Origin of the sequence: Marinospirillum alkaliphilum DSM 21637, assembly GCF_900119735.1 — a bacterium.
Classification (GTDB): domain Bacteria; phylum Pseudomonadota; class Gammaproteobacteria; order Pseudomonadales; family Halomonadaceae; genus Marinospirillum; species Marinospirillum alkaliphilum.
The window spans coordinates 113,654-134,413 of record NZ_FPJW01000002.1 but is presented as its reverse complement, the minus strand read 5'-3'; the positions used below and the strand labels follow the sequence as shown (position 1 = coordinate 134,413).

General features: G+C 55.1%; 23 protein-coding genes. 8 read left to right on the top strand and 15 right to left on the bottom strand.

Features of this window, described 5'->3' with window-relative positions; genetic code table 11:
* Nucleotides 1–12: 12 nt before the first annotated feature.
* Complete coding sequence (locus BT114_RS03860) at nt 13–2,520, bottom strand: ABC transporter permease (protein WP_177247039.1); 2,508 nt, start codon at nt 2,518–2,520, stop codon at nt 13–15.
* Nucleotides 2,513–3,241, bottom strand: a complete 729-nt coding sequence (locus tag BT114_RS03855; protein ID WP_143142756.1) for an ABC transporter ATP-binding protein — start codon at nt 3,239–3,241, stop codon at nt 2,513–2,515. The genes BT114_RS03860 and BT114_RS03855 overlap by 8 nt, the downstream gene beginning before the upstream one ends.
* On the opposite strand from BT114_RS03855, the gene BT114_RS03850 reads away from it, so the two are divergent.
* The 4 genes from BT114_RS03850 to BT114_RS03835 all read left to right on the top strand — a co-directional run bounded on the left by BT114_RS03850 (nt 3,240) and on the right by BT114_RS03835 (nt 5,462).
* Complete coding sequence (locus tag BT114_RS03850) at nt 3,240–3,908, top strand: arylesterase (protein ID WP_084661871.1); 669 nt, start codon at nt 3,240–3,242, stop codon at nt 3,906–3,908. The two genes, BT114_RS03855 and BT114_RS03850, sit on opposite strands and share 2 nt — an antisense overlap.
* 253 nt (nt 3,909–4,161) lie before the next feature.
* Nucleotides 4,162–4,629 carry an RrF2 family transcriptional regulator gene (locus tag BT114_RS03845; protein ID WP_072325026.1) on the top strand — a complete coding sequence of 156 codons (468 nt, stop codon included), beginning with the start codon at nt 4,162–4,164 and terminating at the stop codon, nt 4,627–4,629.
* Nucleotides 4,630–4,756: 127 nt separating this feature from the next.
* Nucleotides 4,757–5,179 (top strand): PAS domain-containing protein, encoded by a 423-nt coding sequence (locus tag BT114_RS03840; protein WP_072325025.1) that lies wholly within the window; start codon nt 4,757–4,759, stop codon nt 5,177–5,179.
* A 73-nt stretch (nt 5,180–5,252) separates the two neighbouring features.
* On the top strand, nt 5,253–5,462 hold the full coding sequence (locus tag BT114_RS03835) for a PA3496 family putative envelope integrity protein (RefSeq protein WP_072325024.1): 210 nt from the start codon (nt 5,253–5,255) through the stop codon (nt 5,460–5,462).
* A 59-nt stretch (nt 5,463–5,521) separates the two neighbouring features.
* Here BT114_RS03835 and BT114_RS03830 read toward each other — a convergent pair whose 3' ends face one another.
* Genes BT114_RS03830 through glyA form a run of 9 tightly spaced genes read right to left on the bottom strand, consistent with a single transcriptional unit; the run spans nt 5,522 to nt 13,392 of the window.
* Nucleotides 5,522–6,763, bottom strand: coding sequence for a DUF945 family protein (locus BT114_RS03830; protein WP_072325023.1), 1,242 nt, complete (start codon nt 6,761–6,763; stop codon nt 5,522–5,524).
* A gap of 55 nt (nt 6,764–6,818) precedes the next feature.
* Nucleotides 6,819–7,295 carry a phosphatidylglycerophosphatase A family protein gene (locus BT114_RS03825; protein WP_072325022.1) on the bottom strand — a complete coding sequence of 159 codons (477 nt, stop codon included), beginning with the start codon at nt 7,293–7,295 and terminating at the stop codon, nt 6,819–6,821.
* Nucleotides 7,292–8,263: a thiamine-phosphate kinase gene (gene thiL, locus BT114_RS03820; RefSeq protein WP_072325021.1), complete on the bottom strand. Its 972-nt coding sequence runs from the start codon at nt 8,261–8,263 to the stop codon at nt 7,292–7,294. The genes BT114_RS03825 and thiL overlap by 4 nt, the downstream gene beginning before the upstream one ends.
* Nucleotides 8,264–8,267: 4 nt before the next feature.
* Nucleotides 8,268–8,777 (bottom strand): transcription antitermination factor NusB, encoded by a 510-nt coding sequence (gene nusB, locus BT114_RS03815; protein WP_072325020.1) that lies wholly within the window; start codon nt 8,775–8,777, stop codon nt 8,268–8,270.
* 1 nt (nt 8,778) lies between these two features.
* Nucleotides 8,779–9,255, bottom strand: coding sequence for a 6,7-dimethyl-8-ribityllumazine synthase (ribH, locus tag BT114_RS03810; protein WP_072325019.1), 477 nt, complete (start codon nt 9,253–9,255; stop codon nt 8,779–8,781).
* 27 nt (nt 9,256–9,282) lie between these two features.
* Complete coding sequence (ribBA, locus tag BT114_RS03805; protein WP_072325018.1) at nt 9,283–10,404, bottom strand: bifunctional 3,4-dihydroxy-2-butanone-4-phosphate synthase/GTP cyclohydrolase II; 1,122 nt, start codon at nt 10,402–10,404, stop codon at nt 9,283–9,285.
* A 49-nt stretch (nt 10,405–10,453) separates the two neighbouring features.
* Entirely contained in the window at nt 10,454–11,590 is a 1,137-nt protein-coding gene (gene ribD, locus BT114_RS03800; RefSeq protein WP_425434766.1) for a bifunctional diaminohydroxyphosphoribosylaminopyrimidine deaminase/5-amino-6-(5-phosphoribosylamino)uracil reductase RibD, read from the bottom strand.
* 41 nt (nt 11,591–11,631) lie between these two features.
* Complete coding sequence (nrdR, locus tag BT114_RS03795; RefSeq protein WP_072325017.1) at nt 11,632–12,108, bottom strand: transcriptional regulator NrdR; 477 nt, start codon at nt 12,106–12,108, stop codon at nt 11,632–11,634.
* 24 nt (nt 12,109–12,132) lie between these two features.
* Entirely contained in the window at nt 12,133–13,392 is a 1,260-nt protein-coding gene (gene glyA, locus BT114_RS03790) for a serine hydroxymethyltransferase (RefSeq protein ID WP_072325016.1), read from the bottom strand.
* A gap of 230 nt (nt 13,393–13,622) precedes the next feature.
* On the opposite strand from glyA, the gene ettA reads away from it, so the two are divergent.
* The 4 genes from ettA to BT114_RS15255 all read left to right on the top strand — a co-directional run bounded on the left by ettA (nt 13,623) and on the right by BT114_RS15255 (nt 17,150).
* The gene (gene ettA / locus BT114_RS03785; RefSeq protein WP_072325015.1) at nt 13,623–15,284 is read left to right on the top strand and encodes an energy-dependent translational throttle protein EttA; all 1,662 of its coding nucleotides are present in this window, start codon (nt 13,623–13,625) and stop codon (nt 15,282–15,284) included.
* Nucleotides 15,285–15,421: 137 nt separating this feature from the next.
* Nucleotides 15,422–15,931 (top strand): hypothetical protein, encoded by a 510-nt coding sequence (locus BT114_RS03780; protein ID WP_143142755.1) that lies wholly within the window; start codon nt 15,422–15,424, stop codon nt 15,929–15,931.
* A gap of 123 nt (nt 15,932–16,054) precedes the next feature.
* Nucleotides 16,055–16,903 carry a thioredoxin gene (gene trxA, locus BT114_RS03775; RefSeq protein WP_072325013.1) on the top strand — a complete coding sequence of 283 codons (849 nt, stop codon included), beginning with the start codon at nt 16,055–16,057 and terminating at the stop codon, nt 16,901–16,903.
* 121 nt (nt 16,904–17,024) lie between these two features.
* Nucleotides 17,025–17,150: a hypothetical protein gene (locus BT114_RS15255; RefSeq protein WP_281249014.1), complete on the top strand. Its 126-nt coding sequence runs from the start codon at nt 17,025–17,027 to the stop codon at nt 17,148–17,150.
* 23 nt (nt 17,151–17,173) lie between these two features.
* Here BT114_RS15255 and BT114_RS03770 read toward each other — a convergent pair whose 3' ends face one another.
* The 4 genes from BT114_RS03770 to BT114_RS03755 all read right to left on the bottom strand — a co-directional run bounded on the left by BT114_RS03770 (nt 17,174) and on the right by BT114_RS03755 (nt 20,759).
* A complete protein-coding gene (locus BT114_RS03770; RefSeq protein WP_245770384.1) occupies nt 17,174–18,937 on the bottom strand; it encodes a SulP family inorganic anion transporter in 1,764 nt (587 codons plus the stop codon).
* A 19-nt stretch (nt 18,938–18,956) separates the two neighbouring features.
* The gene (locus BT114_RS03765; RefSeq protein WP_072325012.1) at nt 18,957–19,379 is read right to left on the bottom strand and encodes a protein tyrosine phosphatase family protein; all 423 of its coding nucleotides are present in this window, start codon (nt 19,377–19,379) and stop codon (nt 18,957–18,959) included.
* Nucleotides 19,380–19,406: 27 nt separating this feature from the next.
* Nucleotides 19,407–20,276: an MBL fold metallo-hydrolase gene (locus BT114_RS03760; RefSeq protein ID WP_072325011.1), complete on the bottom strand. Its 870-nt coding sequence runs from the start codon at nt 20,274–20,276 to the stop codon at nt 19,407–19,409.
* 147 nt (nt 20,277–20,423) lie between these two features.
* Nucleotides 20,424–20,759, bottom strand: coding sequence for a hypothetical protein (locus BT114_RS03755; protein WP_072325010.1), 336 nt, complete (start codon nt 20,757–20,759; stop codon nt 20,424–20,426).
* Nucleotide 20,760 lies beyond the last annotated feature (1 nt).

The following is a 20,760-nucleotide window of genomic DNA, read 5'->3' as shown; positions in this document are numbered from 1 at the left end:
CAAGCGTCGCAGTCAGCCCAGTCGCTTCAGTAACTGGTGCGGCGCTGCCTGTAATGAGGGGCGTAATGCCAGATGAGCAAAAGCCGCTAACAACAAGGCACCCGCCAGGGGTGGCAACACCCAGAACAAGGGGGCCGCAGACCAGGGCAGGTTGAATAACTGACCAGCCATCAGTGCATACAAACCTTCACCTAGAACTGCTGCCAAGAGTCCTGACAACCCACCCAGCAACAGAAACTCTGCCAGTTGGCGACCAGCCAGCAGGCCTCGTCTGGCACCCAGCACTTTTAACAGTGCCTGTTCACGCTGACGCGCATCCAGGCTGGCCATCATCAATGCCCAGGTCACCAGCAGTCCGGCCAGCAACACAAAACCCAGCAGGTACTGAATGCCCAGACTCAACTGACGCAGGATGCCTTCCGCCTGAGCCAGAATTGCACGCACATCCAGAAAAGCCACACCGGGGAACTGACGGGTTAATGAGCGGATAAATGTTCCCTCGTCTTCCGGCAGAGTAAAACTGGCCAGAAAGGTATGCGGCTGATTTTCCAGCAACTGCGGCGGGAAAATCACATAAAAGTTGGGATTGAAACTTTCCCAGCGCACTTCGCGCAAACTGATGATGCGGGTTTCAATCGCTGATCCGGCCAGATTGAACGTCATCCGGTCACCCAGCTCCAGCCCCAGGCGACGCGCCATGCCTGACTCTACAGAAACCGGCATCACGGCATCCACTGAATCGACATCACTGTCACCATCCTGCCACCAGCGACCCGCCATCACCCGGTTGCCTTCAGGCAACTCGCTGCTCCAGGTCAGATTCAGTTCACGCCGCAGGGTGTTGTCATTACGGGCAGCTTCCGGCACCTGAGTTTCTGCTTCCTCACCATTAATCAACAGCAATCGGCCGCGCAGAATGGGGTAAAGACGACTGTGTTGTAATCCAGCCTGATCCAGAAACTGCTCAAAATCCTGACGCTCATGCGGCTGAATATCCACCGCAAACTGATTGGGACGCTGTTCCGGCAACTGTTGCTGCCAATCACCCACCAGCTGATCACCACCACGCGCCACCAGTAGTACAGCTGCAAAAGCCAGCGTGAAGGTGCTTAATTGCAACAGGGTTTCCCCGGAGTTACGACCCAACCGTCGCAATCCCTGCCGCCAGCGCCAGGGGAACAGCTCAATACGCCGCATTAACAGGCGCAGCAGCATCCAGCCCAGCAAGGCCACCAGCACCCCGGCCAGCAGCAGCCCCAGCAACGTCCACAAGGTCAACAGCAGATCCCGCGACAACCAGATGCCCAGCCCCAGCGTGGACAAGGCCGCCAGCCCATAGGTCAACCAGGCTGATGAACTCAATTGCCAGGGCCTGGACTGCAATACCGCCAATGGACTGACCCGCGCCAGACTCAGCAGGGGTGCCAATGAAAAACCCAGCAGCAGCCAGATGGCCAGCAGCAAGGCTGCCAGCATTGGCCAGAAGGTGGGAGGCGGCAATGTCAGTGGCAACAGGGGTGCCAGCAGCTGTACCAGTCCCAAATGCGCCAGATAACCGGCAGCACCACCCACAAGACCACCGGCCACACCCAGCCACAACAGCTGCAGCAAGAACAGGCGCTGCACCCTGGCGCGTGACTGCCCCAGACAACGTAACAGCGCCACTTCTCGCGCCTGGCGTCGGGCCTGACGCTGAGAAGCCAAGGCTACAGCCAGGGCTGCCAGCAACACTGCAATCAATCCTGCCATACCCAGATAACGTCGCCCTTCATTCATGGCACGAGCAATTCCGGGCTGACTTTCCTCCATATCCCGCAGGCGCTGGTGATTTTCCAGTCGCGCTGGCAACTCTGCCCTGACTCGCGCCAACGCAGCAGCATCACCCGTCATACCCAGGCGCCAGCGTGCACGGCTCAAGGGTCCCAACAGTGCACTGCCTTCCAGACTATCCAGGTGCACCAGAGCACGGGGAGAAAAGCTGGCAAAACCACCACTCTGATCCGGCGTTTCCAGTAATAACGCGGAAAACAGCAGTTCACGATCACCGATTTCAATCCAGTCGCCGGGCTTGGCATCCAGTCGCAGTGCCAAGCCCGGCTCCAGCCACACTTCACCAACAGGAGGCTGACGACGCACCCGATGTTCCTGACCATCTGGAAAAGCAATTCGCAGCTGACCTATCAAAGGGTAGGTATCATCCACCGCACTCAAGCTGATCAATAAAAAAGTATCATCCAGCCCGGCCATACTGGTCAGCTCCACTCGCTGCGACCAACGCAGTTGCTCCTGGGTTAACCATTGACCAAGTGCGGGATCAGCGGGTTGTCGGCCTGAAATCACCAGGTCACCACCGGAAATTCTGGCCGCCTCATGATCCAGTGCCCCCTGCATGCGCTCACCCACCACACCCAACAGGGTGGCACAGGCCACTGCCAGCATCAGTGCCGCCAGCAATACGCGGTACTCACCCGCCCGAACACCGCGCCATGCCAATCGGAATGACAACAATAGATCATTCATCCGCAGCAACCTCATCCACCAGTTGCCCGGCCTCCAGCTGCAGAATACGCTGACAGCGTGCTGCCAGTTGGCGATCATGGGTGACCAGAATCAGTGTCATGGCCTGCCCGGCACTGTCATTCAGATCAAACAGCAGATCGGCCACCTTGCGGCCATTGGCTTCATCCAGGTTGCCGGTTGGCTCATCTGCAAACAGCACCTGCGGTCGACAGGCAAAAGCGCGGGCAATGGCCACTCGCTGCTGTTCACCACCGGACAACTGGGTCGGGCGATGGCCCGCGCGTTGTGACAAACCAACACGTTCAAGCCACTGCAGGGCTTGCTGGCGCGCATCCCGCTCATTGCGCAACTCCAGCGGCAGCATGACATTTTCCAGTGCCGTCAGCTCCGGTAACAATTGAAAAGACTGAAAAATGAAACCAACTTCCCTGGCCCTGACATCCGCACGGGCATCTTCATCCAGTCGGCTGAAAGGTGCGCCTTTCCACAGCAGCTCGCCTTCGGTAGGTGTGTCCAGGCCTGCCAGCAATGCCAGCAACGTTGACTTTCCGGCACCGGAAGGGCCAAGAATGGCAACCCGCTCTCCATGCTGGATGTTCAGATCCAGATTGCGCAGAATGGTCAGCGGTTTGTCTTGTTGCTGTACCTGGTAACCTAAACCTTTTGCCTGTATCACCGTCTCACTCAGGTCGGATGTTCTGTTCAAGGAGTTTGTTGTCATGTGTTTTCCATGCTCGGGTATAAAAGAATCCAGTCTGAAAAAAATCCGCTGGTGGCCAGTGGTCCTGCTGCTGTTTTTTACTGCTCCCGCACTGGCTGAGCGCAGTCCAGTACTGCTGGTAATGGGTGATAGCCTGAGTGCAGCTTACAATATTCCAGCCGATAGCGGCTGGGTCAGCCTGCTGGAGCAGCGCCTGCAACAACAGGGATTAAACCATCAAGGCCAGCCCTGGCGGGTGGTTAATGCGTCTGTCAGCGGTGAAACCACCAGTGGTGGACTCACCCGTCTACCGGCCCTGCTGAGACAACACCAACCGCAGATTGTTCTACTGGAGCTGGGCGCCAATGATGGGTTGCGTGGCCAGCCAATTCCACGCATCCACAACAATCTAAACCAGATGATCCGTATGAGCCGGGATCAGGGGGCTGAAGTGCTGCTGCTTGGTATCCTGCTGCCACCCAACTACGGCCCACGTTACACCGATCAGTTTGCAGCACTTTATCCAGAGCTGGCAGCTGCAAACCGACTGCCACTGGTGCCCTTCCTGCTGGCAGGTGTTGCAGACCAACCAGGTCTGATGCAACAGGATGGACTCCACCCCACCGCCGAGGCCCAGGCGATCATTCTGGATAACGTCTGGCCAAAGTTATACCCCTTGCTGCGCTGATGTCGGTTGCACACGACACTGGAGGCAAACTGCTGCGCTGTTAATATTGGTGAACAAAAAGGCAAATAGGGGTAAACTTTAGAAATACGCCCCGGCTTCAGCTTTACATGATGTTAAAAGCAGGAACCTTTTCCCTGTAATTACTCACAACGCTGGAGCAGCTGCCTGTTATATGATGGATTTACCAAATTTTGTGATCTGAAATCCTTAAGGATAAGAGGGTTCTGGGTCTGTAATCCACGGAGGAAAAACCATGCAGCTTACCCGTCAAACTGATTATGCCATCCGGGTGATGATGTTTCTGGGAATCCAGCAGGATGACCGTCTGGTCACCATCAGCGACATTGCCTACCACTTCGATATTTCACGCAACCACCTGATGAAAATTGTCCACAAGCTGGGACAGATGGACTACATCCAGACCGTGCGGGGCAAATACGGCGGCTTGCGTCTGGAGCGTGACCCCGCCAGCGTTAACCTTGGCCACCTGGTGCGTGACTTTGAAACCACTCTGGAAGTGGTGGATTGCAAAAAACTGACCTGCCCGATCACTGGTGCCTGCGAACTCAAGCCCATGATGCAGAAAGCTCAGGAAGCCTTTTTGGCTGTACTGGATCAATACACCCTGCAGAACCTGCTCAGTAATCCTGCTGACATGCGCTCACTGCTGGGCATTCAGGATGATGACGCACTTCCCTTGCGAGTCATGGCTGTATCCTGATCCACTGATCCATCAGACCGGGCAGTAGACTGCATTGCAGCCACTGCCCTGTTTTTTTGCGCATTGAAATTTGCGGCAACTGCCTGCATAGTGATGCTGTAACCTCTTGCCAAAAAAGAAGAACACTATGAAAGCCAAGCCCATGATCAGCCCAGACCTGCTCGAACGCATTGTTAACGAGTCGCAGGATGGCATCGTGATTGCCGAGCAGGAAGGCGATGAAAACATCCTTATCTATGTGAATAAGGGCTTTGAGCAACTGACCGGCTACTCAGCAGACGAAATCCTCTATCAAGATTGCCGTTTTCTGCAAGGTGATGACCGTGACCAGCCTGCACTGGAACGGATTCGTGCCGCCATTCGTGAAAATCGCCCTTGCCGGGAGATACTGCGCAACTATCGCAAGGATGGCAGCCTGTTCTGGAATGAGCTTTCCATCACACCAGTGTTTAACGATGAAGATCAACTGACCTATTTTATCGGCGTTCAAAAGGATGTCACCGAACTGATGCAACTGCGCCAGGCCAGCGAAACTTCGCCCTCCAGATAAATTTTGCTTGTCATCCGAGTTAAAAAGTCCTATATAGCAGCTGTGGTCAACAACTGCTGGAGTAGCCTGAGCCATGGGTCGTGAAGACGCCTCTTATGTCGATGAAGATGTCTTTGATGCAGCTGTCAATGATGACGAGTATGAAATTGATCTGGGCGGCAAGGATACCAACCGAGATGGTTCGCCAATTGCCAAACGCCGTATGATCGAGGCCATGCTGGAAGAGCGCAGGCTGCGCCGACAGCTCGAAGATGATTTTGACTTTGATGATGAAGAACTCTGAGTTCTTCTGAAACAAAAAGCCGCCTGATGGGCGGCTTTTTGTTTTTCATGGATGACCACTCAGAAAGGCAGCAGTTGGCCATTCAAGCGGACTTCACCATTTTCCATCACCAATTTCTGCTCCGGTTGAGTAGGGTCCACCATAAAGGGTGGAATACCCACCATCATCAACAAGCCCGGATGAATCTGATCAAAAGTCAGCTCCAGACGGATGCGGTTAAACAAGTCCTCAGGATCCAGCTGACCTTCACCCATCTGCTGCAGATAGCTGACTGGCAGATTACGACCATCAAAAGCCAGCTCACCCACTGCCTTCTGGTCAACCACAAAAGGCGCCTTGATGCTGAAATCCAATCTTTCCAGCAGCAAGGCCGGAGAGCCTGCCAGCAAACGGTCGAGGGCATTCATCGCCTGTTCCAGATCCGCCTCACTGGCTTGTGCCAGATCAGGGTTGCGTCCCATCAGCTCCAACAAATCCGCCATGGCCTGACCGTTTACATCACGCGTTTTCAGCGCCAGCTTGCCACTGGCCAGCGGCTGCCCCAGCGCAGAAATCTCACCCAGATCCAGTTGCAGCGCCAGATCAAATGCACGGGCATCAAAATGCAACTGCTGGCTCCACGAAGGATTATTGATCAACAATTGACCCTGCGGGCCTGCAAACTCCGCCCGCTCCAGTGACATCAACAAATCACCGGAAACCCATGGGTAAGAACCTGACTGGTCCATTTTCAGCGCGAGGTTATGCAAATCCAGGCGTGTCGCTTGATAACCCTTGTCTTCCAGCGTCATATGCGCCACTGAAAAGCTGGCCTGCTGCTGCCCGGAATAGTAATAAACCCCCTGCATCTGCAGTTCAGTAGTCTGGAACACCAGACTGCCATCCTGAAACTCAAAAGGCGCCAGGCTCATCTGCCAGGTGGCTTTACGCCAGTCTGCCCGCCCTTGATAAACTGGCGGCTGAATGCCTAACTCTTCAAATACATTAAAGGTTTCACCAGCACCCTCCATCAACAGCTGAACATCACCCTGGTAAGTCAGCCAGCCGGGGAAATGGCGGGTTTGCCAACGGGTTTCAATCACCAGTTGTGCCATGCCATCCAGATCCATGGCCAGTTGCTGGCTACCGGATGATGAAAAAAGTCCTTTTTCAGTTTGCATGCCCAGCAGCTCAACCCTTGGGTCAAGCAGCAACTCTTCGGTCATCTGGTGTAACTGCTGATCAAAAAGGCGTCCTGTCATGATGCTGGCACCAATCAACAGTACCAACAGCAGAGCGCCAATCAGTCCAATCTTCTTCATTCCTGCACTCCTTTGGATAAAACCCTGGGTTGATGACTATTCAGAACGGAAAGGCTCAACCCCAGAAATACCATACCAGATGTAAGATTGCTCCGGCATAAACCGCCGCCAGCACGTCATCCAGCATAATGCCAAAACCACCACCCACCCGTTGATCAACCCAACGGATTGGCCAGGGTTTGATGATGTCAAAAAAACGGAACAGTACAAAACCAGCCAGCGCCCAACCCAGACTCACAGGCAAGGCCAACATGGTCAGCCAGTAACCCACAAACTCATCCCAGACAATACCGCTGTGATCATGTACACCCAGATCAGCCGAGGTTTTTTCACATAACCAGCAACCAACCACAAAGGTGATCAACAACACCAACAGGTAAAGACTCAACGGCAACTGCACCAGCAGAAAATAAAGTGGGACCGCTGCCACAGTGCCCATGGTGCCCGGTGCCCAGGGTGAAGCCCCGCTGCCCAGACCAAAGGCCAGAAAATGCACTGGGTTACGCCATACACTGGCCGGGGCCTTGTTCATGAATACCCCGCACTGGTCATGGCAAAATGATTGTAACCGCGCGGCTCCAGCACCCGCCCCTGTGGCGTGCGAATACCGGCACCAGGTACACAGCGCCCTATTTGCTGCAAGCCGGGGCAAAGGTTACGTGCCAGATCAAAGTCCTGCTCGTCCAGTGCCAATATCAGTGCATAGTCGTCACCACCCTGCAGCGCTGCCTCAAGGGCTTCCACTTCACCCAACTGAGCAATCAGCTCCGGTGCCAGCACCAGGGATTCAGTATCCAGTTCCGCAGCCAGCGCCGAAGCGGCTAACAGGTGTTGCAGATCAGCCAGCAAGCCATCCGAGACATCTATCGCAGCATGAATGCGGCATCCCTGCATCAATCGCAGGGCTTCCCGGATGAGTGGCCGAGGCAACATGTAAGCCTGTTCAGCAAGGCTCCATTGCTGGCGACTGCTGCCACGCTCCGGCTGTTCCAGCAGGCTTCTCAGACCGGCATTGGCCAATCCGACCGGACCCAGCAAGGCAATCACGTCACCGGCCCGGGCACCGGAGCGTCGCCAGACATGCTGAGCATCCACAGCGCCATGCACCTGTACGGAAAAACTCAGGGGACCACGGGTGGTATCACCCCCAATCAACGGACAACGGGTCTGATCGGCCAGGGCTCTGAGCCCCTGACTGAAGGCATCCAGCCAGGTTTCATCCACCTGCGGCAAGGTCACGGCAAGGGTAAAACCCAGCGGCCGTGCGGCCATTGCAGCCAGGTCCGAGAGGGCGACTGCCAGTGCACGCCAACCAATCGCCCAAGGATCAGCCTGGGCAGGAAAGTGCCGATCAACCACTGAGGTATCCACCGAGATGGCCAACTGTTCACCTGGCTGCAACTGCAGCAGGGCACAGTCATCACCCACTCCAGCCACCACTTCAGGCAGTTTTGGGCCAATACCGGTGAACCAGCGGTTGATCAGGGCAAATTCATCCATTCACTTAGCCTTGTGAACTACGTCGTGCCTGAATTTCGGCAGCACGGGCACGCTGCGCCAGCTTGTCGAGAATGCCGTTGACGTACTTGTGACTGTCGGTGCCACCAAAGCGTTTGGCCAGTTCCACTGCTTCGTTGATCACCACACGGTAGGGGACATCCAGCCGCTGAGTCAGCTCATAACTGCCCAGACGCAGAATGGCCAGCTCGATCGGGTCCAGCTCATTAACCCGGCGATCCAGAAAAGGGGCAAAACTCTCATCCAGCTCTGTCTGCTGACGAGCAACCGCCTGGGCCATTTCATGGAAATAGGCCAGATCAGCGGTTTTTAATACTGCAGCGATGTCTTCATGAGGTTCCAGGCCATCGTCTGGCAGGGCTGCACGGATGTAAGCCTCCACCTGGTGCATGGCATTACCACTGACCTGCCACTGATATAATGCCTGCAAGGTCAGCTGTCGGGCAGCGCTGCGAGCCTGACTGCGAGAAGGTTTACCATTCTTGCCTGAAGCCATGTCAGTTCCCCAGGGTATTCAGCAGATTGACCATTTCCAGCGCCGCATCTGCCGCTTCCACACCCTTGTTACCCATTTTGGTTCCGGAGCGCTCAATCGCCTGCTCAATCGAGTTAACGGTCAAAACACCATTGGCAATCGGCGTTTCAAATTCCATCATCAAACGACCCAGTGCAGAGTTACACTCACCGGCCACATATTCAAAATGCGGTGTACCCCCACGGATCACTGCACCCAGCACAATCACGGCTGCAGGTTGACGCGTCTGCAATACCTTTTTCACTGCCAGTGGCAATTCCCAGGCTCCGGGAGCACGCACAATTTCAATCTGCTCAGCAGCCACACCATGGCGGCGCAGGGTATCCACTGCACCGCTGACCAGGCTTTCCACCACAAAACTGTTAAAGCGACCCACCACCAGTACAAACTGGCCCCTGATACCCTGCAGCTGACCTTCGGTCTGTTTGATCTCTTGCATCTTGGTTATCTCTTCTGTCAGTCGTGTTCAGTAATCGTCTACGCTCAGGGTTTCCACTATTTCCAGATCAAATCCGGACAGGGCACCAAATTTCAGCGGTGAAGACAGCAGGCGCATCTTGCCAACACCAACATCACGCAGGATCTGTGCGCCAGTACCGATGGTCAGGTAGGTGCCTGCGCCATCCTTGGCACTGGTGCGGATTTCACGCTCCAGGCCGAGGAAATGCCGCAACTGCACTTCCAGGCTGGGCTTGGCGCTGGTGTTGTCCAGCAACACCACTACGCCTTCACCGGCTTCCGCAATACGTGCCAGCGACTTGCGCAGGCTCCAGCTGTTTTTATCCTGCAAGCGGGCATCCAGCAAATCACGGAAAGTATCGGCCTGGTGCACACGCACCAGAGTCGGCTGTTCAGGTTTGGGACTACCCATCACCAGCGCCAGATGGGTGCCACCCTGCACATCATCATGGAAGGAGGTGACTCGGAAACAGCCCTGCTCCGTCTGCAGGTCGTAGGATTCACCACGACGCACGGTTGCCTCATTCACCACTCGGTAATGAATCAGGTCGGCAATGGTGCCAATCTTCAGATTGTGTTTTTCAGCAAACTTTTCCAGATCCGGACGACGCGCCATGGTGCCATCATCATTCATGATCTCAACAATCACCGATGCCGATTCAAAACCCGCCAGCCAGGCAAGATCACAACCAGCTTCGGTATGACCGGCACGCTGCAACACCCCACCCGGTTGCGCGCGCAACGGGAAAATGTGGCCCGGCTGCACAATATCAGCGGCCTTGGCATTACGTGCTACGGCCACCTGCACGGTATGGGCGCGATCGGCTGCAGAAATACCGGTGGTCACCCCTTCAGCGGCTTCAATCGACAGGGTGAAATTGGTGGAAAACTGGGCGCCATTGCGATCCACCATCAACGGCAGGTCCAGTTGCTCACAACGCTGTGACGTCAGCGTCAGACAAATCAGACCGCAGGCATGCCGGGCCATGAAGTTGATATCGGCAGCAGTGACCTTTTCGGCAGCAATGATCAGATCACCTTCATTTTCGCGATCTTCATCATCCATCAGGATAACCATCTTGCCCTGGCGGATGTCTTCAATAATTTCTTCAATCGTGTTTAAAGCCATGATGTCCTCGGTTCAGCAACCGCTATCTTAACACTTTGCGGTACAGCTATCAGGATAGCCCCTGCGGCTCAAGAATAAAGCGCCAGTCTTGTCCCAGCGCGCGAATATCCAGCACCTTCAGATGGATGGCATCAGCCAGTCGCTCCAGCCCCGGCAATTGCAACAACCCTCGCGCGGTATCGCCCAGCAGCATCGGCGCCATGTAAATACGTAACTCCTGCACCAGTCCAGCCTGCAGGAAAGCACCAGCCAGGCTGGCTCCCGCCTCCACCAGCACCTCATTGCAACCGCGTTCAGCCAGGTCACTCAGCAGTCGCTGCAAATTCAACGGTGATGCCGCGCCTGGCTGCACCAGTAGCTCTGCTCCCGCCTGGCGCAGTTGCTCAGCCTGCTGTGGCCGGGCACCCACACTGGCCTCGCGTGTTGCCAGCAGGGTGGTGCCGGGCTGGCGGAAGATGGCCGCTGCGGCCGGCACTCTCAGCCTGGAGTCAGTGATCACTCGCAACGGCTGACTGAAACCATACAAACCGGTTAACTGCTTATCCCGCACCGTCAGCCGTGAATCATCCACCAACACCGAATCTGCACCGGTGATGATGGCGCAACTGGCAGCCCGCAAACGCTGTACGTCCTGCCGAGCTTCCGCGCCGGTGATCCACTGGGACTCACCCGAAGCCATGGCAGTACGACCATCCAGACTCATCGCCAGCTTCAGGGTCACACGCGGCAAACCCGTTTCCATGCGTCGGAAGAATCCCGGATTCAGCGCCCTTGCATCCGCTTCCAGCAGACCATGTGCCACTTCAATACCAGCATCCCTTAACTTTTGCACACCACGGCCAGCCACCAATGGATTGCTGTCCAACTGGGCAATGCACACACGCCTCACCCCGGCAGCAATCAGCGCATCAGCACAAGGGGGGGTTCGGCCATGATGGCTGCAGGGTTCCAGCGTGACATAAGCATCGGCCCCCTGCGCCAACGCACCGGCCTGGCGCAGGGCATGAACTTCGGCATGGGCTTCACCCGCCTTCAGATGGGCACCCTGGCCCACCAGTTGGCCATCTCTCACCAGCACACAGCCAACCCGTGGGTTGGGACGGGTGGTATACCAGCCCTGACGCGCCAGACGTATGGCCAGCGCCATGAACTCCGGCTGAAATTGCTGTGCAGATCCGCTGTTCAAGAGAAGCCCCGTTCAACAGGCAGGACACACCTGCCATCCGTTTAATGACCGGTACGTGAGGAAGAAGGGTCGGCAGCCAATTGATCGATCTCTGCACGAAACTCGTCCAGATCCTTGAATTGCCGATACACTGAAGCAAAACGGATATAAGCAACCTGATCCAGTTGTTTGAGCTGTTGCATCACCAGCTCACCAATCAGCATCGAAGGCACCTCACGCTCACCACTGGCCCGCAACTGCTGACGAATGCGCTCCAATGCGGACTCCAGTGCCTCGGTATCCACCGGGCGCTTTTCCAGTGCACGTTGCAGACCAGCACGCAGCTTGGCCTCTTCAAAGGCTTCACGGGTGCCGTCACGCTTGACCACTCGCGGCATCACCAGCTCTGCAGTTTCGTAGGTAGTAAACCTTTCACCACAAGACAGGCACTCACGACGACGACGCACCTGGTCACCATTGGCAACCAGGCGCGAATCATTCACCTTGGTATCCTGCGCACTACAAAAAGGGCAGTGCATTGCTGTGCTCCGCTTGGGTCAGGATCAGCCCTGGTACACCGGGAAACGGGCACAGAGGGCTGCAACCTTCTGTTTCACCGCTTCAATGGTGGCCGTGTTGCTGATGTCATCCAGAATATCGCAGATCCAGCCAGCCAGCTCGGTACATTCGGCTTCTTTAAAACCACGAGTGGTCACAGCCGGTGTGCCAATGCGCAGACCAGACGTTACAAATGGACTCTGCGGATCTTTAGGTACCGCATTCTTGTTCACAGTGATGTGGGCAGCACCCAGCGCAGCATCAGCATCCTTACCGGTCAGCCCCTTGCTGATCAGGCTCAGCAGGAACAGGTGGTCGTCTGTACCGTTGGACACCACGTCATAACCCCGCTCGATCATCACACCAGCCATGGCACGGGCGTTGTTCACCACCTGCTGCTGGTAAGCCTTGAACTCAGGGCTCATGGCTTCCTTGAAACACACTGCCTTGGCGGCAATCACGTGCATCAACGGGCCACCCTGACCACCGGGGAACACAGCCGAGTTCAGTTTCTTGTAGATGTCTTCATCACCACAGGCAGACAGGATCAAACCACCGCGAGGGCCGCGCAGCGTCTTGTGGGTAGTGGTGGTCACCACATGGGCATGAGGCAGCGGGTTGGGGTAAACACCCGCAGCAACCAGGCCAGCCACGTGGGCCATATCCACAAACAGGTAAGCGCCAACCTTGTCAGCGATTTCACGGAATTTTGCCCAGTCAATGATTTTGGAGTAGGCAGAAAAACCGGCAATGATCATTTTGGGCTGGTGTTCAACCGCCAGACGCTCGACCTCAGCGTAATCAATTTCGCCGGTTTCCGGATTCAGACCATACTGCACAGCATTGTAGAGTTTGCCGGAGAAATTTGGCTTGGCACCATGAGTCAGGTGGCCACCCTCAGCCAGGCTCATGCCCAGCACGGTATCACCGGCTTTAACCAGCGCCAGGAACACGGCTGAGTTGGCCTGAGAACCGGAATGGGGTTGTACGTTGGCATAGGTGGCACCAAACAACTGGCAAGCACGGTCAATGGCCAGTTGCTCGACCACATCAACATGTTCACAACCACCGTAATAACGCTTGCCGGGATAACCTTCTGCGTATTTGTTGGTCAGTTGGCTGCCCTGGGCTTCCATCACCACCGGACTGGTGTAGTTTTCGGAAGCGATCAACTCAATGTGATCTTCCTGACGCTGTACTTCCGCCTGCATGGCGGACCACAGATCAGCATCAAATTCGGCAAGACTGGATTTACGACTGAACATGGCGACCCCGGTGTGATGGGAAAGTGAAAGAGCAAAAATTCAAGGCAGGCATTTTACCCCAGTCTGCGCTGGCGTTCACATGAAAAAATTCAATTTCCATCAGGAAATCACTTCATTCAGCCAGTTTTCAGTCTCTCACAAGCTGTTACGAGACTGGCTTTCCTGTCTGCCTGCTTCTATCATGCCCGCTATCCCATACAGTCAGGTCAATCAGGAGTTGTTTTTCCGCCATGGCTCAATACGTCTACAGCATGCATCGGGTCGGTAAAACCGTACCGCCCAAACGTGAAATCCTCAAGGATATTTCCCTGTCGTTCTTTCCAGGCGCCAAAATTGGTGTGCTGGGTCTGAACGGTTCCGGTAAATCCACCCTGCTGCGGATCATGGCCGGCATTGACACCGAAATTAACGGTGAAGCCCGCCCCATGCCCGGTATTCAGGTTGGCTACCTGCCACAGGAACCCGAGCTGGACCCCGGTAAAACCGTGCGTGAAGTGATTGAAGAATCCCTTTCCGTGGTTAAGGATGCCCAGGCCAAGCTGGAAGAGGTGTACGCTGCCTATGCTGACCCGGAAGCTGACTTTGATGCCCTGGCGGCTGAACAAGCCCGCCTGGAAAACATCATCCAGGCGGCTGATGCCCACAACCTGGAGCGCAAACTGGAAGTCGCTGCAGACGCACTGCGTTTACCCGAATGGGATGCCAGGGTTGCCAATCTATCAGGTGGTGAAAAACGCCGCGTAGCGCTTTGCCGCCTGCTGCTGTCTGGCCCTGACATGCTGCTGCTGGACGAACCCACCAACCACCTGGATGCCGAATCGGTCGCCTGGCTGGAGCGCTTCCTGCATGACTATCCTGGCACCGTGGTGGCCATCACCCACGACCGTTATTTCCTCGACAATGTGGCCGGCTGGATTCTGGAGCTGGACCGCGGCATGGGCATTCCTTTTGAAGGCAACTACTCCAACTGGCTGGAAGCCAAGGAAAAACGCCTGGAGCAGGAAGCCAAACAGGAAACCGCCCACCGCAAGGCCGTCCAGCACGAGCTGGAATGGGTACGCCAGGGCGCCAAGGGCCGTCAGTCCAAATCCAAGGCGCGTCTGAAACAGTTCGAAGAACTGTCCAGCCAGGAATTCCAGAAGCGCAATGAAACCAATGAAATTTACATCCCGCCGGGACCACGCCTGGGTGACAAGGTCATTGAGTTTCACAATGTCAGCAAGCGCTTCGGTGACAAGCTGCTGTTTGAAAACCTGGACTTCAGTATTCCCAAGGGGGCCATTGTGGGTATTGTCGGTGGCAACGGCGCCGGTAAATCCACCCTGTTCAAACTGATCACCGGCAAGGAACAGCCGGATACCGGTGAGGTGGTACTGGGTGACACCGTGCAACTGGCCACCGTGGATCAGTCCCGTGAAGGCCTGCAGGACAACAAGACTGTCTGGGAAGCCGTTTCCGGTGGTGCAGACATCCTGCGTGTCGGCAACGTTGAAATGCCATCCCGCGCTTATGTGGGTCGCTTCAACTTCAAGGGCAATGACCAGCAAAAACGTGTCGGCGACCTCTCCGGTGGTGAGCGTGGCCGCCTGCATCTGGCGCTGACCCTGAAACAGGGTGCCAACGTATTGCTGCTGGACGAACCTTCCAACGATCTGGACGTGGAAACCCTGCGTGCACTGGAAGAAGCCCTGCTGGCCTTCCCCGGCTGTGCACTGGTGATTTCACATGATCGCTGGTTCCTGGACCGGATTGCCACCCACATCCTGGCTTATGAAGGGGACTCCAAAGTGGTGTTCTTTGAAGGCAACTATCAGGAATACGAAGAAGATCACAAAAAACGGGTCGGCAGTGATACACCCAAGCGCATGAAATACAAGCGCATTGACGCCTGATAGAAACCATCTGCACAAGGAGGTGCAGACAACAACAAGTTGTTACCCTCAAGTAGTAGCGTCAACGACTGGTAATTATGGATAATCATTAAGTGACAAACTGACAGACTTGAAGGCATAGGATGCAGGTTTACCGGGTGTACCACCATAAAAGCAAAGGCTACCAGGCTGTACCGGTAGGCTTCAGTATAGCTGCTTTTGTCACCAGTTTTATCTGGGCGGCGGCCAATAGCCTGTGGGGCAAGGCATTCCTGCTGTTTGTCGGTTTCATGATGATGCTTGCAGCAGCAGCAGCCGGTGCACTGCTCGACTTCCCACTACTGGCACTCTGTGCCCTTGCCGGTATCGTGCTCTTGCCACTCTGGGCAGGCGCTCAAGGTCAACAATGGATCTGTGACAAACTCGAAAGCCAGGGCTACCGCCTGGTCAAGCGCATCAATGCGGAATCGGCCAGCAATGCCATTAACGCTGCCAAGCGCAGTGAAAAACAGCAGGAAACGGTCAGCAACAACAAAGCAACCCCGCAAAACAAACCTGCAGCCACCTTTGGTCGGGATTTTCGCGATATTCGTGATAATGCCTCTCCCAATTCCAATCAGCCACCACCCCAGGACTTTAATGCCCGCCCCTGGAAAAAGGGCCGCTGAGCACTTTTCCAGCATCACCTTTTCAACATCAGCACCGCTTGATTTTCCGGGCGCTACTCCCCATATCTGTGGATAGTCACCACCCATATCGACCAGCCATCAGCCACCCCAACAGGATCATCCATGAGCCAATCGCCCTATATCATTGATATTACCCTCGACAACTTCCAGCAGATCATTCTGGAAGGCTCCATGCAGCAGCCCATCCTGATCGATTTCTGGGCGGAATGGTGCGCACCCTGCAAGGCGCTGATGCCCATTCTGACCAAGCTGGCCGGAGAGTTTCAGGGACAGTTCATTCTGGCCAAGGTGAATATTGATGAACAGCGCGAACTGGCCGCCCAGTTTCAGGTGCGCAGCGTACCCACCGTGATGCTGGTCAGTCAGGGGCAACTCGTTGATCAATTCAGTGGTGCCAAACCGGAAAGTGAAATCCGTGCGTTCCTCAAACAACACCTGACCAATCCGGTGGAAGCGTTCAAGGAACAAATCAAGCAACTGATTGGTGAAGGTCAGCTGGATCAGGCTCAGGCCCTTTTGCAACAAGCGATCAGTCAACTGCCCGATGATATTGAGCTACAGATTGAACTGGCGCGCATCCTGCTGCAAAAGAATCAGGCCACAGATGCCCGTGCCGTGCTGGACAACCTGCCGGAATCGGATAAAGCCAGACCGGAAGTGAAAGGCCTGATTGCCGGATTGCAGTTCACCGAAAAAGCACCCTCCCCGGAACAGCTGGCCGCACTGGCTGATCGGGATGACAGTGAAGCCCGTTATTTAAAAGCCATGGCCGCACTGGTGCAGGCAGACTACGAACAGGCTTTGACGCTACTACTGAACCTGTTGCGTGACGAACGGAGTTATCAGGACGGTATTGCCCATAAAACCCTACTGGAGGTTTTTGCCCTGCTGGGAGAAGGCAACCCACTGGTGATTCAGAGCCGGCGCAAGTTATACACCCTGATGTATTGATGCGACAAAAAGCCCAAAAGACCAAGGTCGTAACCTGTCAGGGATGACAGGCCCATGATCTGCCTTTAGAATGCGCAATCTTGATTTAAGTCAATTTTTGTACATTTCTGAAGAGGCAAACATGGCGCATCACGAAGGTGAGTTCAAAGAAACCTGCAGCCCCCTGTGGATTCCTGCTGGTCTGGTGGTACTGCTGGCAATGCCGGCCCTGCCGATGGTGATTGGCCTGAGTAAAATCCTGCTCTGATCACCCATGAAAAAGCCTGCCAGTCAGGCTTTTTCATCAACTCTTGTCAACGCCTGCATCGCCTGATGCTGGGTCAGGAATATTTGACCATTCAAATGCTCCGGCAAGTTGATCAACTTCAATCGATCCAGCACCGGTCCTTTGATTTCTGACAAATGCAGGCCGATACCCTGCTCTTTCAATAGCTGATTCAACTGTTCCAGCACCTCTACACCACTGGCATCGATGTGATTAATGCCAGATCCCATCAGGATCACATGGCGTACTTCCGGATGCTGGCTGACTTCCTGCAACACCCGCTCTTCCACTTCCTGGGCATTGGCAAACATCAGGCTTTCATCAATGCGCAGTGAAAGAATGGAAGGATGCAACTCCACCTGGTAGCGCTGCACATTACGGTAGTGTTCCGTGCCCGGTACCCGCCCAACAATGGCCACATGCGGTTTGCTGTTTTTGGCCAGCCAGCTACCCAGTGAAACCAGTACACCCAGCAGCAGACCTATTTCAATGCCCAGCAGCAACACACCACTGGCTGTCGCCAGCCAGGCCCAGGCATCCCCACGACTGTAACGCCAGAGGTGCAGGGGTTGCTTCCAGTCCACCAGCGACAATACGGCGACCAGAATCACCGAGGCCAGCATGGCTTGTGGCAAGTAATACAACCAGCCAGTGAAAAACAGCAACACCAGCGCCATACCCATGCCGGTCAGGAGACTCGCCATCGGCGTCACCGAACCGGCATCATGATTGACCACCGTACGCGACAGCCCACCGGTTACCGGAAAACTGCCGCTGGCACCTGCTGCCAGATTGGCAATACCCAACCCCAGCAGTTCACGATTGGAGTTCACCTGCTGGCGGCGGCGTGCTGCAAAGGTACGCGCGATTGCGACCGACTCGGCAAAACCGATCAGGCTGATCATTACAGCCATCGGCACCAGGCTCAACAACACACCCGGAGTAATCATCTGCCATTGCAAGGTTGGCAAACCCAGCGACAAGGCTCCCACAATCTTGATTCCCTGCTGATCCAGCCGGGTCATCACCACCAGCAGTGTAGTCAGCACCAGCAGCAGCAAGGGTGCCATACGCCCCATCAAGGTGGCCAAATCCGGTTTCATGCCAAAACGCTGCAACAGCCCGGCCAGGTAATGCCTGGCCCAATAAAGAAACAGGATACAAGCCAAACCCAGCAACAGCGTTTCCAGATGCAGTTGCTGCCAACCCGAATAAAGGCTGTATAACATCTCCGGCAAGGTGCCACTTTGCACCGGAATACCGGTCACACCCTTTAACTGACTCAGCAGAATAATCACTGCTGAGGCACTGACAAACGCCGACATCACCGGGTGACTGAGAAAATTGGTCAGAAAACCCATGCGCAACACACCCATCAACAACAGGCACAAACCCGACATGAGTGCTAGCAGTATGGCCAACAGCACATATTCATCCGAGCCGGGTGTTGCCAGTGGACTCAGTGCACTGAAGGTCAATAACGAGGTGATCGCCACTGGCCCGACTGCCAGCACACCACTGGTGCCAAAAAAGGCATAAGCGATGGCAGGCAGGATGCTGGCATACAGACCGGCTTGCAGCGGCAAGCCTGCCAACAGTGCGTAAGCCAGGCTCTGGGGAATCAGCAACAGGGAGACAATCAGGGCAGCAGTGGCATCCATGCGTAACAACTGCAGATTGTAAATACGATGACGCAGCAGCCCCCACAGCCCCTGCTGCATGGCACGCCCTTGCAATACAGCCAGTTGCGGGGATTGCTGGTGTTTCACAATAACCTCAGACTCCGCTTTAACCTGCCAGACGCTTGAAGAAGTCCGGCATGTCAAACCCGGCGGCCTTCAAGGCGGCAACCAGCTCTGCACCCGGCCGCTGATCCTTCTGACTCAGCGCCCACAGGCAACCACAACGCGCACCGGTACGGCAGAAAGCCACTACCGGCTTGGGGGCTGCCGCATAAAGACGTCCAAATTCAACACCCTGCTCATCCGTTACCTGACCGGAAATCACCGGTTGATGCACCCACTGCATACCCAACTGTTCCGCCAGAGCCTGCAGCTCAGCAGTATCCGGCTGATCGGCTTCTTCCTGATCGGGGCGGTTAAAAATCAGGGTTTTAACACCCTCAGCAGCCAGTTCACGGATCTGATCGGGCAGCAATTGCCCGCAGGTTCTCAGGTTCTCTTCCAGTTTTCGCATTGGAGGCAAAGCCATGTTCAACTCCTGATGTCTTTTAATGGGTTATTTGAATTGGTTCAGTGGCAACTTCAAGTAGCTTACACCATTGGCTTCCGGTGGCGGGAATTGACCTGCCCGCATATTCACCTGCACGGATGGCAGAATCAGCCGTGGCATGTCCAGGGTGGCATCTCGTGCAGTCCGCATCTGTACAAAAGCGTCTTCCGTCTTGCCACTGCCCACATGGATATTGTCAGCTTTTTCTGCAGCCACAGAGGTTTCATAACAATATTCATCCCGGCCTGGAGCTTTATAGTCATGACACATAAACAGGCGGGTCTGGTCTGGCAGGGCAAAAATCTTCTGGATTGAACGATAGAGCGTACGCGCATCACCACCGGGAAAGTCACAACGTGCAGTGCCGTAATCCGGCATGAACAGGGTGTCACCCACAAACCCGGCATCACCAATCAGATAAGTCAGGCAAGCTGGTGTATGACCTGGTGTGTGCAACACCAGCCCTTCCAGTTGCCCAATGCGAAAGGTATCACCATCAGTAAACAGGCGATCAAACTGGCTGCCGTCCCGCGCAAAGTCGGAGCCTGCATTAAACACCTTGCCAAATACCTGCTGCACGGTGCGAATTTCTTCACCAATACCGAGCTGGCCACCCAGCTTCAGCTTCAGGTAGGGTGCAGCCGACAGGTGATCGGCATGCACATGGGTTTCCAGAATCCACTCAACCTTTAACTGCTGCGCTTGAATTCGCTCAATCAGGCGATCTGCACTGGCCGTTGAGGTACTGCCGGATGCCGGATCAAAGTCCAGCACTGAATCAATAATGGCGCAGGCAGGACTTAACGGATCTCGCACCAGATAGGTGTAAGTAAAGGTATCTTCATCAAAAAAAGCTTCTACCAGGGGTTTAAGCATGTTCACCTCCTGCTTGATTTTCAGGACCAGTGTAATCGGTCCACCCAGCCAATTAAATAACCTAAAGGAATAAGATTATTCTATTGCCTGCATCAAAGAAAAAAAACCCTGCCAAAAAGGCAGGGTCGTTCAGTCAGCTCAAAGCACTCAGGCTTTTTTGTTGCGCAGGTAGCACACCGGGTGGAATACCAGCCAGGCATAAATACCCAGACCTACTGATGCACCGATCAGGTTCATCCAGTCCACCCAGGTATTGACATAACTGATGGATGAAGTGGTATGCATGGGCACCAGAAACAGTGCCAGTACAGCCACCACTGGCGGCAGCACCTTGGAACCCAGCCCACCGGTACTGGTGAAGCGGTAACCCTTCATGCGTGCAATCACCTGAGGCACCAGGAAAATGATGGTCATTAATGCCAACAGCCACAGCCACGGCACTACGGAATACCATACAACGGTCAGAACACCGGATAAAGTCATC